This is a genomic window from Nitratireductor thuwali, assembly GCF_036621415.1.
Lineage (GTDB): Bacteria > Pseudomonadota > Alphaproteobacteria > Rhizobiales > Rhizobiaceae > Chelativorans > Chelativorans thuwali.
Map to the genome: position 1 here is coordinate 319,904 of NZ_CP030941.1, position 13,135 is coordinate 333,038.

Annotated in this window: 10 protein-coding genes; 4 read left to right on the forward strand and 6 right to left on the reverse strand. The window is 66.3% G+C overall.

The features are described 5' to 3' along the window. Window positions 1-57 precede the first annotated feature (57 nt). A complete protein-coding gene (locus tag NTH_RS01540; protein WP_338528346.1) occupies window positions 58-1,041 on the forward strand; it encodes a patatin family protein in 984 nt (327 codons plus the stop codon). Here the strand turns inward: NTH_RS01540 and recJ are convergent. The 3 genes from recJ to NTH_RS01555 form a co-directional block, all read right to left on the reverse strand. After that, window positions 1,038-2,825, reverse strand: coding sequence for a single-stranded-DNA-specific exonuclease RecJ (gene recJ, locus NTH_RS01545; RefSeq protein WP_422392335.1), 1,788 nt, complete (start codon window positions 2,823-2,825; stop codon window positions 1,038-1,040). The genes NTH_RS01540 and recJ overlap by 4 nt on opposite strands. Before the next feature lie 45 nt (window positions 2,826-2,870). After that, window positions 2,871-3,848, reverse strand: coding sequence for a class II fructose-bisphosphatase (glpX, locus tag NTH_RS01550; RefSeq protein ID WP_338531773.1), 978 nt, complete (start codon window positions 3,846-3,848; stop codon window positions 2,871-2,873). Window positions 3,849-4,152: 304 nt separating this feature from the next. Then, window positions 4,153-5,556, reverse strand: a complete 1,404-nt coding sequence (locus NTH_RS01555) for a PLP-dependent aminotransferase family protein (protein WP_338528347.1) — start codon at window positions 5,554-5,556, stop codon at window positions 4,153-4,155. A 109-nt stretch (window positions 5,557-5,665) separates the two neighbouring features. On the opposite strand from NTH_RS01555, the gene NTH_RS01560 reads away from it, so the two are divergent. After that, on the forward strand, window positions 5,666-6,529 hold the full coding sequence (locus NTH_RS01560) for a DMT family transporter (RefSeq protein ID WP_338528348.1): 864 nt from the start codon (window positions 5,666-5,668) through the stop codon (window positions 6,527-6,529). A 9-nt stretch (window positions 6,530-6,538) separates the two neighbouring features. Here NTH_RS01560 and NTH_RS01565 read toward each other — a convergent pair whose 3' ends face one another. The 3 genes from NTH_RS01565 to NTH_RS01575 form a co-directional block, all read right to left on the reverse strand. Further along, window positions 6,539-7,849, reverse strand: coding sequence for a homoserine dehydrogenase (locus tag NTH_RS01565; protein WP_338528349.1), 1,311 nt, complete (start codon window positions 7,847-7,849; stop codon window positions 6,539-6,541). A 101-nt stretch (window positions 7,850-7,950) separates the two neighbouring features. Continuing rightward, window positions 7,951-9,168 (reverse strand): LL-diaminopimelate aminotransferase, encoded by a 1,218-nt coding sequence (locus NTH_RS01570; protein WP_338528350.1) that lies wholly within the window; start codon window positions 9,166-9,168, stop codon window positions 7,951-7,953. A gap of 84 nt (window positions 9,169-9,252) precedes the next feature. Continuing rightward, the gene (locus NTH_RS01575) at window positions 9,253-9,639 is read right to left on the reverse strand and encodes a hypothetical protein (RefSeq protein WP_338528351.1); all 387 of its coding nucleotides are present in this window, start codon (window positions 9,637-9,639) and stop codon (window positions 9,253-9,255) included. A 102-nt stretch (window positions 9,640-9,741) separates the two neighbouring features. On the opposite strand from NTH_RS01575, the gene NTH_RS01580 reads away from it, so the two are divergent. Together NTH_RS01580 and NTH_RS01585 are read left to right on the forward strand one after the other, a co-directional pair. Then, window positions 9,742-11,571 carry a PHA/PHB synthase family protein gene (locus NTH_RS01580; RefSeq protein WP_338528352.1) on the forward strand — a complete coding sequence of 610 codons (1,830 nt, stop codon included), beginning with the start codon at window positions 9,742-9,744 and terminating at the stop codon, window positions 11,569-11,571. A gap of 334 nt (window positions 11,572-11,905) precedes the next feature. Next, window positions 11,906-13,048: a YcbK family protein gene (locus NTH_RS01585; protein WP_338528353.1), complete on the forward strand. Its 1,143-nt coding sequence runs from the start codon at window positions 11,906-11,908 to the stop codon at window positions 13,046-13,048. The last annotated feature ends 87 nt before the right edge of the window (window positions 13,049-13,135 follow it).

Below are 13,135 nucleotides of genomic sequence, written 5' to 3' on the forward strand. Positions count from 1 at the left end.
CGTTCACACTTCATATACTATACTGCACGAGTATGGGGGACGGACGAGGAGACACGGATGCTCGATTGGGCGTCGCTACGCGCTAAGCCGGAAAACCGGGAGAAGGTCACGCTTCCGCCGGATGCTCCATTGCTTTCCCCGAAACCTGAAAGATCGAGCGGCATCGCGCTGGCGCTCGGCGGCGGCGCGGCGCGCGGCTGGGCCCATATCGGCGTGCTGCGCGCTCTCGACGAGGCGGGCGTGCCCGTCGACATGATCGCCGGCACGTCCATCGGCGCACTGGTCGGCGGCTGCTACCTGGCCGGCAAGCTGGACGAACTGGAGGAATTCGCCCGCTCCCTCACCCGCAGGCGCATCTTCGGCCTTCTCGACCTCAATTTCGGCGGCAGCGGCCTGTTCGGAGGCATGAAGCTGGACAGCCGCATGCAGGAGCATCTCGAGAACGTCACCTTCGACGATCTGTCGAAGCCGTTCGTGTGCGTTGCGGCCGAAATCCGCACCGGCCACGAAATATGGCTGTCGAGCGGATCGCTCATCACCGCGATGCGCGCGTCCTACGCGCTGCCCGGCGTCTTCGAGCCCGTGGTCTGCAACCGCCGCGTCCTCATCGACGGGGCGCTGGTCAACCCGGTCCCGGTCTCCGTTTGCCGCGCCCATGAGCAGGCGCTCGTCGTCGCCGTCAATCTTCACTATGATCTTTTCGGGCGTGCCGCGGTGATCAAGCATTCCGCCGACCTGCCCGATAAGGAGAAGAATCCCGTCGACGGCACCCGGACGCCGCTGGTGGTCGACAGGGGGCCACGCCACCGCAACGCGCGGCTGGGCATCACCGGCGTCATGGTCGAAGCCTTCAACATCATCCAGGACCGCATATCGCGCGCGCGCATGGCAGGCGACCCGCCCGACATCTCGCTGCAGCCCAAGCTGGGCCATATCGGCCTGACCGAGTTCTACCGCGCCGACGAGGCGATCAAGCTCGGCTATGATTCGGCCAAGGCGCAGCTTCCCGAGATCGACCGGCTTCTGACGGTCCTGGGTTAATCCTTCGCCGCGTCCGAGATGCGGAATTGGACTGAGCGGGTGCCGTTCCAGTAATTGGCCGAAAGGGAGCCGGCCAGGTGGATGGAAGCGCCGCGATGGTCGAACAGGAACCTGCCGAGATCGGTTTCGGCCGCGCGAAAGGCGATGGCCTGGAGCCTGCCGCCCGACTGGGAGCGGAGCTCGGCCCGCACATGGCCGTTGCCGACCACCCTGGCATCCGCCAGCCGGTGCCTCGGCAGCACCAGCATGGGAGCCGGATGACCGGCGCCGAAGGGCCCCGCCGCCTCCAGCCGGTCGAGCAGGTCGAAATTCGCGCCCTCGGCCGATAGCGCCGCATCGATCTTCAGGCTTTCCGCATCCCGCAGGCTGGCGACCACGCTTGCCGCCCTTTCCTCGAAAAAGGCACGCAGCCGCCCCAGCTTTTCCCGCTCGACGGTAATTCCCGCCGCCATGGCATGGCCGCCGCCCTTCACGAGCAGGCCCTCGCCCACGGCATCGCGGACCAATCTGCCAAGGTCGAAACCGGGAATCGACCGGCCGGAACCCATGCCGATCCCGCTGCCGTTGAAGGCGATGGCGAAGGTGGGCCGGCGCGCATGGTCCTTGAGCCGCGATGCGATCAGCCCGACGATCCCCGGATGCCAGTCCCGCGAGGCCGTCACCAGCACGGCCGGCCCACCGCCGGCGAGTTCGGCATCGGCTTCGGCGCGCGCCTCCGCCAGCATGGCGGCCTCCATTTCCTGGCGCTCCCGGTTGAGCCGGTCGAGCGTCGCCGCGATCTCCTCGGCCTCGCCCGCCTCCGTGCAGGCAAGAAGATTGCTGCCGAGCGCGGCATTGCCGATGCGCCCGCCGGCATTGATGCGCGGGCCGATCAGGAAGCCGAGATGATAGGGATTGAGCGGCTCGCCGATGCGCGATATCCGTGCCAGCGCCGAAAGGCCGGGCGAGTTCATCTGGCGCGCCGCCAGCATGCCCTTGACGACGAAGGCGCGGTTGACGCCGATCAGCGGCACGACATCGCATACCGTTGCCAACGCAACGAGATCGAGCATGCCGAGAAGATCGAAAGGCGCGGTGGCCGGCATCTTCTCGCGCAGCAGCCGGCTCGTGCGCACCAGCGTCAGGAACACGACGCCGGCGGCGCACAGATGCCCCTGCCCCGAAAGGTCGTCCTCGCGGTTGGGATTGACCACCGCCACGCCCTCCGGCAGCGCGCCGCCCACCTGGTGATGGTCGAGAACCACCACGTCCGCGCCCGCCGCGCGGCCCGCCGCGATCGCTTCCGCGCTGTTCGTCCCGCAATCGACGGTGACGATCAGCGAGGCCCTGCCGGCCAGCTCCCGCATCGCATCCGGATTGGGTCCGTAGCCTTCGAAAATGCGGTCGGGAATATAGATTTCGCTGGCGACGCCGTAATGGGCGAGGAAGCGCTTCAACATGGCAGAGGAGACCGCCCCGTCAACGTCGTAATCGCCGAAGATGGCGACGCGCTCGCCGCTCGCCGCCGCCGCGGCGATCCGTTCCGATGCCGGTCCCATGTCGGTCAGGGTCATCGGGTCGGGCAGGAGATCGCGAATGGCGGGCAGCAGGAAGCGCTGCGCATCGTCGGGCGCGACGCCGCGCCCGGCCAGAACGCGGCATACGATGTCCGGCAGGCCGTGGCTCTGCGCCATGGCAAGGGCCATGTTCTCGCCGCGCGCATCCAGCCGGTGCACCCAGCCGATGCCGCGCGCGGACTGCCGCACGTCGAGGAAATACCGCTTGTCGCCCGTCACATCATGCATGCAGGCGGGTTTGGTCGTTATTTGCAGTCAACGCAAGCCCGATGGTCAGAACTTGTCGAGATCCTGATGCCGCGCCTTGATCTCGCGCACCGTGCCGGACGACGAACGCATGACGATCGTATGGGTCTGGATCGAATCGCGTCCGAACTTCACGCCTGAGAGCAGGTTTCCGTCGGTCACGCCGGTGGCGGCGAACAGCACGTCGCCCTTGGCCATCTCGTCCATGCGGTAGACCTTGGCGGGATCGGAAATGCCCATCTTGGCCGCGCGCGCGACCTTCTCCTCCGTGTTGAGCTGCAGGCGGCCCTGCATCTGGCCGCCAATGCACCGCAGCGCGGCCGCCGCCAGCACGCCCTCGGGCGCGCCGCCGATGCCGAGATAGATATCGATGCCGGTCTCGTCCGGGTCGGTGGTGTGGATCACGCCCGCCACGTCGCCGTCGCCGATCAGCCGGATGGCGGCTCCCGTCGCACGCACCTCCTCGATCAGGCGCGCATGGCGCGGCCGGTCTAGAATGCAGGCGGTGATCTCGGAAACGGGAACGCCCTTGGCCTTGGCCAGGTTCTCGATGTTTTCCACCGCCGGGGCATCCAGGTCGACGATGCCTTCGGGATAGCCCGGCCCGACGGCGATCTTCTCCATATAGACGTCCGGCGCGTAAAGCAGGCTGCCGCGCTCGGCAATCGCGATGACCGCCAGCGAATTGGGCAGGTTCTTGGCGCAGATCGTGGTGCCTTCCAGCGGGTCGAGCGCGATGTCCACCTCCGGCCCCTCGCCCGCGCCCACTTCCTCGCCGATATAGAGCATCGGCGCCTCGTCGCGCTCACCCTCGCCGATCACCACCGTGCCCTTGATGGGCAGCCGGTTGAGCTCGGAGCGCATGGCATCGACGGCGACCTGGTCCGCCGCCTTCTCGTCGCCGCGGCCCCGAAGCCGCGCCGCCGCCACGGCGGCCCTTTCGGTCACGCGCACCAGTTCGAGGGTCAGGATGCGGTCGAGGCCGGCTTGCGGGTTTTTCGGCATGAAGGTCATTCCTGTTCTCCAGATCGGGCCGCTTCTCCCGAAGGGCCGGGTGCGCGCCGCGCACGGATTTCGAAGGTCCTTGTGGCAAACGGACGAATGCGCCGCAAGAGCCCTGCCCCTCCACCTACCAACATGAATCGATTGAATAATTGTGACAGCGCGACCGATTGCGCTACAGCATCGGCCCGAAAACCGGAATCGATTTCCGGAAAACATGACGCGTCGATCCAATGTGCTGGAGCGTCCTTGGGCAGCGTTCATTCGGAGGCACGGCGCTCCAGGGACGGTGCGGTACCGTGCGGGTTCAACCCCGCATCGCCTTCTCGAGCACCTCGAACATGCGTTGATCGCCGGATTGGGCAGCGTTGAAGCGCATGTAGCTGTTGGCCGTCCTCGAAAGGCTGAACGCATTGCCTGGCGCAAGCACGACATTGGCCGCCAGGGCGCGGCGGGCGATTTCGGCCGCATCGATGCCCTCGGGCAGCCTGCACCAGACGAACATGCCCGCCTGCGGCTCGATCCACGGCGCGATCCCGATCGCCGCCAGCCGGCCGATCACATCGCTCATCGCGCGCGACAGTCGCAGCCGCAGCGCTTCCATGTGCTTGCGGTAGCTGCCGTCACTGAGCAGCGCCAGCACCAGCTCCGCCGAAAGCCGCCCGCCGCCGAAAGACGTGGCGATCTTCAGGTCGATGAGGCCCTCGACCCAATCGCGCGGCGCGGCAATGAAGCCGCAGCGCACCGAGGCGGAAAGCGTCTTGGAAAAGCTTCCGATATGGACGACCCGGTCGAGGCCGTCGAACGCCGCCAGGCGCGGCGCGGGCGTATGCTCGAAATCGGCGAAGATGTCGTCCTCGACGATTGTCAGCCCCGACTGGTCGGCAAGCTTCAGCAGGCGATGGGCGACGACGGGGGAAAGGGTGGCGCCCGTGGGATTTTGCAGCGCCGCATTGGTGATGTAGAGACGCGGCCGGTGTTCGCTCAGCGCCCGCGCGAACAGGTCGATGTCCGGCCCCGACGGCGTATAGGGAACGCCGACGATGTTCGCCCGGTGCGCGCGCAGCAGCGCATGGAAATTGAAGTAGCAGGGGTCGTCGACCAGAACCGTGTCTCCGGGCTCGAGCAGGAACCGGCAGAGAAGGTCGATGGCCTGCGTGCCCGATTCGGTCAGGACGATCTGGTCGGGCGAGGCCTCGATGCCATGCTCGCCCATGCGCCGCGCCAGAAGCCGGCGCAGTGGGGCGAGCCCCAGCGGCGTGGCGTAATCCGTCAGCGCCGCATCGTCGGCGCGCGCCAGCGCCCGCAGCGCGCGGCGCATGGCTGCCTCCGGCATCCATGAGGCCGGCAGCCAGCCACAGCCCGGTTTCAACACTTCATCGCAGGCATCCAGAGACTGGCGCGACACCCAAAGCGGATCGATCTCCCGGTCGAGCCTGGGGCCGACATCGGCCAGCGACAACGGCGCCAGCGGGCTGGAAACATAAAAGCCGGAGCCCGGCCGCGACCGGATCGCGCCCTCCGCCACCAGTCTTTCATAGGCTTCGACGACGGTCGATGTGGAAACCTGCATGGTTCTGGCAAAGGACCGGATGGACGGCAGCTTGGCGCCCGGCGTCAGGCTGCGCGCCGCGATGCGCCGGCGGATTCTCGCCATGACCGCGCCGACCAGCGTTGCCTCGTTCCCGTCGATGCCGGTGCGATCGTCCATCTGTAATGCTTCAGTATCCATAACAGTTTTGACGAACTGTACTGGATTGTATCTGGCAACGCCATCCGCCGCAGCCGATAACGGCCGAAAACGACACGGGATTCACGAATTGGACAAGACGGCGAGCGGCTGGATCAACGGGTTCCTGGGCATATTGATATTCAGCGGGTCGCTGCCGGCCACGCGGGTGGCCGTGATGGAGTTCGATCCCGTCTTCCTGACGGCCGCGCGCGCGACCATCGCCGGACTGCTGGGTCTCGCGCTCCTGACAGCGTTCCGCGAGAAGCGCCCGGAGCGCGGCGACCTGCTGTCGCTGGCCATCGTTGCGCTCGGCGTCGTGGTGGGCTTTCCGCTGCTTACGGCGCTGGCGCTCGAACATATCACCTCGGCTCATTCCATCGTCTTCATCGGCCTGCTGCCGCTTGCGACGGCGATTTTCGGCGTGCTGCGCGGCGGCGAGCGTCCTCGGCCGGCCTTCTGGCTGTTCTCGTGCCTTGGCAGCGCACTCGTTGCCAGCTTCGCGGCGACGCAGGGCCTTTCCGTCTCGCCCATCGGAGACCTCCTGATGCTGGCCGCGATCATCGTATGCGGGCTGGGCTACGCGGAAGGCGCGAAACTGTCGCGCAAGCTCGGCGGCTGGCAGGTGATTTCCTGGGCGCTCGTCCTGTCCCTGCCGATCATGCTGGCGCTGACCTTCATCACCCTGCCGCTATCGCTGAGGGGCATCGGCGACGCCGCCTGGGCGGGGTTCGCCTATGTCTCCACCTTCAGCATGCTGATCGGCTTCGTGTTCTGGTATCGCGGGCTGGCGCAGGGCGGCATCGCCGCCGTCGGGCAGCTGCAGCTCCTTCAGCCCTTCTTCGGCCTGGCGCTGGCCGCCGGCCTGCTGCGCGAGCAGGTGAGCGCGGGCATGCTCGTGGTGACGATTGCCGTCGTGCTGTGCGTGGCGGGGGCCAAGAAGTTCGCGAGATAGCGGGCGCCCCTACGCCGCCCGCTCGATGCGGATCACCTGCGCCTTGTCCACCAGATGCCCGTCCTTGACGATGCCGTCGACGGCCTTGCGAACGGCCGCCTCGGTCGTCTCGTGGGTGACGAGGATCACGGTCTTGTGGGCGTCTTCGGTGGCGTCGCCGTGCTGGACGATGGACTCCAGCGAGATGTCGTTGTCGGCCATGCGCTTGGCGATTGCGGCGAAAACGCCGGCGCGGTCGTGCACCGTCAGGCGGATGAAGTAACCGCCCTCGTGGGAGCGCATGCGGGCGCGCCTATAGGGCAGAAGCTGCTTGGCCGGCCAGCCGAAGACCGGCCCGTGCTGGAAGCCGGGGCGGCTCTTGGCGATGTCGGCCACGTCGCCGATGACTGCCGAAGCGGTCGCGTTGCCGCCGGCGCCGGGACCGGTCAGAAGCAACTCGCCCAGATAGTCGGTCTCGACAGCCACCGCATTGGTGACGCCGTGCACCTGCGCGATCACCGAGCCTATCGGCACCATGGTCGGATGCACCCGCTGCTCGATGCCGCTCTCCGTCTTCTGCGCCACGCCCAGCAGCTTGATGCGGTAGCCGAGTTCGGCGGCGGCGCGGATATCGGCCTGGGTGATGTTGGAGATGCCTTCGAGATAGATGTCGTCGGCCGAGATGCGGCAACCGAAAGCCAGGCTGGTGAGGATCGAAAGCTTGTGCGCGGTGTCATGGCCTTCGATGTCGAAGGTGGGATCGGCTTCCGCGTAGCCCAAAAGCTGCGCGTCCTTCAGGCAGTCCTCGAAGCTGATGCCCTCGGCCTCCATGCGGGTGAGGATATAGTTGCAGGTGCCGTTCATGATGCCGAAGACGCGGGTGACGCTGTTGCCGGCCATGGCCTCGCGCATCGTCTTGATGATCGGGATGCCGCCGGCCACCGCCGCCTCATAGTTGAGGAGCACGCCCTTCTTCTCGGCGATCGTGGCGAGATGGACGCCATGCCGGGAAAGCAGCGCCTTGTTGGCGGTCACCACATGGCGGCCGGTCTCGAGCGCCGCCTTGACCGAAGAAAGCGCCGGGCCGTCCTCCCCGCCGATCAGCTCGACGAAGACGTCGATGCCGTCGGCCCTGGCCAGGGCCACCGGGTCGTCGAACCATTGCGCATTGCCCAGATCGATGCCGCGGTCGCGGTTGCGCTCGCGCGCGGAAACGCCGACGACCGCGATCTCGCGCCCGCATTGCCGCGTGAGCTCGGCCGCCTTGTCCTGCAACATGCGCACCATGCTGGCGCCCACGGTGCCCAATCCGGCAATTCCTATGCGCAAGGCTTCGGCCATAACGGGATAACCCCTCCGATCATTCCTGAAAGTGACTGTTGAAATTCTAGCTTCGTCCTGATGCACGATGTCCGAAAAGTCTGCAACTTTCCGGCATCGTGCTATCTGCGCGCGCTCAGCGGCACGACGTTGTCGGCGTTCTGCCCGGCGGATGCAAGAAAACGCTTGATGCTGCGCGCGGCCTGGCGGATGCGATGCTCGTTTTCCACAAGCGCGATGCGCACATAATCGTCGCCATGCTCGCCGAAGCCGATGCCGGGCGCCACCGCCACGTCCGCCCGCTCGACCAGGAGCTTGGAGAATTCCAGCGATCCCATGGCCTTGAACGGATCGGGGATCGGCGCCCAGGCGAACATGGTCGCCGGCGGCGGCGGCACATGCCAGCCGGCCCTGCCGAAGGCGTCCACCAGCACGTCGCGGCGGCGGCGATAGACCGAGCGCACCTCCTCGATCTCGGCGCCGTCGGAGTTGAGCCCCGCCGTTGCGGCGACCTGGATCGGCGTGAACGCGCCGTAGTCGAGATAGGATTTCACCCGCGACAGCGCGGAGATGAGCCTCTCATTGCCGACGGCGAAGCCCATGCGCCAGCCGGGCATGGAAAAGGTCTTCGACATGGAGGTGAACTCGACCGTCACGTCCATCGCGCCCGGCACCTGGAGCACGGAAGGCGGCGGCGCGCCGTCGAAATAGATCTCCGCATAGGCAAGATCGGAAAGGATGATGACGTCGTGCTTGCGCGCGAAGGCCACGACGTCCTTGTAGAAATCGAGCGTCGCCACACAGGCTGTCGGGTTCGACGGGTAATTGAGGATCAGCGCCAGCGGCTTGGGGATCGAATGGCGAACCGCCCGCTCCAGCGCCGGGATGAAGCCGTCGTCGGGCTCGGCCTGGATGGAGCGGATGACGCCGCCCGACATGATGAAGCCGAAGGCGTGGATCGGATAGGTGGGGTTGGGGCACAGCACCACGTCGCCCGGCGCGGTGATCGCCTGCGCCATATTGGCGAAGCCCTCCTTCGAGCCCAGCGTGGCCACCACCTGGCTCTCGGGATCGAGCTTCACGCCGAAGCGCCGCGCGTAATAGGCGGCCTGGGCGCGGCGCAGGCCGGGGATGCCCCTGGACGAGGAATAGCGGTGCGTGCGCGGGTCGCGCACGACCTCGCACAGCTTGTCGACGATGGATTGCGGCGTCGGAAGGTCGGGATTGCCCATGCCGAGATCGATGATGTCGGCGCCGCGCGACCGGGCGCTGGCCTTGAGCCGGTTCACCTGCTCGAAGACGTAGGGCGGCAGCCTGCGGACCTTGTGAAACTCTTCCATAGCCGTGTTCCGTTGTGAGAGATCGCCGCTCTATATACCCGTTCGCGATACCGGTCGATAGAAGAAGGCGGCGAACGATCTGCCCTATTCCGTCGCCTCGATCGCGCCCAGCGCCTCATCGCCGTGCCGGAGGGCGAGCCGCCGCAGCCTCTCGCGCTCGGAAGCAGCCTGCCCGGCAGAAGCAGCGGCACCCTGGCGCGCCCGCGCCGCCGCCAGGTCGCCTGTGAGCGCGGCCCGGTCTTCGTCGCTGAGTTGCGCGGAGGCCGGCTCCGACCGCACATTGAGATTGGGATAGCCGTCGGGCTGACGCGGCTGGGCTATGGCGGGCGGCCGAACCGCCGCGGCCGATTGCGGGGCGATCTCCTCGAGCGCCGTGGTCGAACAGGATGCGAGCGCGAGCGCGAACCCGGCGCCGGAGGCGGCACGAACGGCGATCATGCAATAATTCCGGCGCGAATTCGCGATTTTCATATTGTTTTCCTGATCGACGCTTTAGGCTTTTATAGGAAAGGAAGGAGAGACTCTTTCCCTCGCATGATGTCAATATAGCGCAATCGGGAGGCAGCGCGACCTATGGTCGACAAGAAGAGCGGCAATCGCCGCACCGACGGCCCGCCGGATGTCGAACCCTATCTGGTGAAGAACCCGGAGCAGTTCGCGCGCAATATGGCAAGAGCGTTGGAGGAAGCCGGCAAGGCCGCCGCCCAATGGACCCGCGCCCGCGAAAGCGGCGAAGCGGAGGATCCCGCCGCCGAACCGGCGACCGACATGATCCGCACCTTCTCCAAGCTCACCGAATACTGGCTTTCCGACCCCGGCCGCGCGCTGGAAGCGCAGACCCGGCTCTTCGGCGCCTATATGGGCATCTGGGCCAATGCCATCCGCAAGCTGAGCGGCGAGGAAGCCGTTTCGAGCGAGATCGAGCCTGAAAAGGGCGACAAGCGCTTCGAAGACCCCGATTGGGCGCGCCACGCCTTTTTCGACTTCCTGAAGCAGGCCTATCTGGTGACCACCCGCTGGGCCGCCGATCTTGTGGACAATGCGGAAGGGCTCGACGAGCAGTCGCGCCACAAGGCCCGCTTCTACGTGCGGCAGATCACCGACGCCCTGTCGCCCAGCAATTTCCTCATGACCAATCCGCAGCTCCTGCGCGAGACCATGGAGACCGATGGCGAAAACCTGGTGCGCGGCATGCGCATGCTGGCCGAGGACATCGCCGCCGGCAAGGGACAGCTGCGCCTGCGCCAGGCCGACTATTCGAAATTCGAGGTGGGCCGCAACCTGGCCACCACCCCCGGCAAGGTGGTCGCCAGGAGCGAGCTGGCCGAGATCATCCAATATGCGCCCGCAACGGAACAGGTCCTGCGCCGGCCGCTGCTGATCGTGCCGCCCTGGATCAACAAGTTCTACATTCTCGACCTCAACGAGAAGCGCTCCTTCATCCGCTGGGCCATCGAGCAGGGCCACACGGTCTTCGTCATCTCCTGGGTCAACCCCGACGAAAGGCATGGCGACAAGGATTGGGACGATTATACCGGCGAAGGCATCGAGCTTGCCCTCGACACGATCGCCGAGCGCACCGGCGAGCGCCAGGTCAACGCAATCGGCTATTGCGTCGGCGGCACGCTGCTGGCCGCAGCGCTGGCCCTGATGGCGCAGGAGAACGACGACCGCATCGCCACCGCCACCTTCTTCACGACGCAGGTGGATTTCACCCATGCCGGCGATCTCAAGGTCTTCGTCGACGAGGAGCAGGTCAAGGCGGTCGACGAGGCGATGAAGCAGAAGGGCTATCTTGAAGGCAGCCGCATGGCGACCGCCTTCAACATGCTGCGCGCCCGCGATCTGATCTGGCCCTATGTCGTCAACAACTACCTGCGCGGCCGCGACCCCCTGCCCTTCGACCTGCTCTACTGGAACGCCGATTCGACGCGCATGCCGGCCGCCAACCATTCCTACTATCTGCGCAACTGCTACCTGGACAACAATCTGGCGCAGGGCCGGGCCAAGCTGCGCGGAAAGCGCATCCGCCTCCAGGACATCAAGATCCCGATCTACAACCTTGCCACCATCGAGGACCATATCGCGCCGGCCAGATCCGTCTATGCCGGGTCCAGCCTGTTCGGAGGACCGGTCGAATTCACCCTCGCCGGCTCCGGCCATATCGCCGGCGTGGTGAACCCGCCGGAGCTGAACAAGTACCAGTACTGGACCGGGAAGGTGGGGCCACCGTCGCTGGAAGCGTGGCTTGAAAAGGCGACCCCGAAGCCCGGCTCCTGGTGGCCTCACTGGCAGGCGTGGATCGAAAAGCAGAACGACGAGCGCGTTGCCGCCCGCAGGTTCGACGTCACGGAAAACTTCCTGGGCGAGGCCCCCGGCGACTATGTGCGCGTGCGCATCTAGCGCCCGGTCATGGCCGTTCATCAAGACGGATGGTTTCTGAGGGTAACTGTTTTTTACCGGTTGCGTGTTGCAGCCGGCGCACATTTTGGCTACCAGTCTTGCCAGCGTTCACGTTGCTTCGGGGACTGCCAGCCGTTCTGTGCATCTTGAAATTGCGCAGAATCCGGCCGGCAAAAACAGGCAAACGGGCGCTGCCGAGGGGCGGAAAGCCGCGCCAAGGTGCACTGGCATTGCGACGATTGCGGATATTTCCCGCAGAACCGGCTGCCGAGAAGGACTGCTTTTGGCTTTTGACACCGTTGTTGGAACCCGAAAACGCCGGGCTGAAACGCTGGTGAGCGCGCGCGCCGTGGGAGCGGCTCTTGCCGCCATCATGCTCGCGTCCTGCTCCGTTTCGTCCGACCCGGTGGCACAGCTCGGCCTTGCCCCTGCCGAATATCAGACGGCGGCGGACGACACGAACGCAGGCGGCACGGCGCTTTTCCAATCAAGCCCTGCAGGACAGGAAGCCGCCGCACGGCCCGCGCCGGACGCGGGATCACAGGCTGAGCCCGAGGGCGGCGGCCAGGCGCGGACCGCCGCAGCCGCCGAGGCGCCCGCACCGGTGGAGACGGCGCAGGCCGAAGCCGCTCCGCAGCAGACAGCGGCCGAAGAGCAGACCGAAACCGCCGCAGCCGAAGAGCCGGCCAAGCCGGAAGCAGGACAAGCGGAGCAAGCGGCGGCGATAGACGCGAGCGCGCAGGAACAGGTCCAAACGGCCGCGGCCGATGCCTCGGGCGATTCGCTCGAAGAAAAGCGCGGTTTCCTTTCCGCCTTCTTCTCCCCGCGCCAACCGGCCGACGCCGGACGGCCGACGCCGCTGATCGAGGAGAAGGCCGCCGCAGCCGCCGAGGAAAAGCAGAAACCCGCCGAAACCAAGCCGCTCATCACGCTCGCATCGGCAAGCGGCAACTCGTCTCCCCTGCTCGCGGTCGCCGGCGCGGACGCTCTGCCGGGCGTGCGCCAGGGCGACAATCTTTTCGAAATCAAGCGCAAGTCCAGCATCGACGACGACAGCGATCTGGATCTGTACGAGCAAGAAGGCAGCTACCAGGTTGCCTCCGCCGCCGGCCTCGCGCGGCTTGCGCCGAACGGCCTCCTGACCCAGCGCGACAGCGTCGATGTCGGCTGCCTAAAGCCGGCGCTGCTGCGCACCGTCAAGACCATCGAGCGGCACTTCGGCAGGAAGGCGGTCGTCACCTCCGGCTATCGCAGCCCCAGCCACAACAAGCGCGTTCGCGGCGCCCGCAACTCGCTGCACATGTACTGCGCGGCGGTCGATATACAGGTACCGGGCGTATCCAAATGGGACCTGGCGAAATTCGCCCGCTCCATGCCGGGACGCGGCGGCGTCGGCACCTATTGCCATACCGCATCCGTGCATGTCGACATCGGCCCCGAGCGCGACTGGAACTGGCGCTGCCGCCGCAAACGCTGACTATCCAACGCATCCAAAAAAACTCTCACGCGCAAAGAAGACGGGTTGCCGGAACGATCGAAGCTATCTATAACCCGCCTCGTCTTG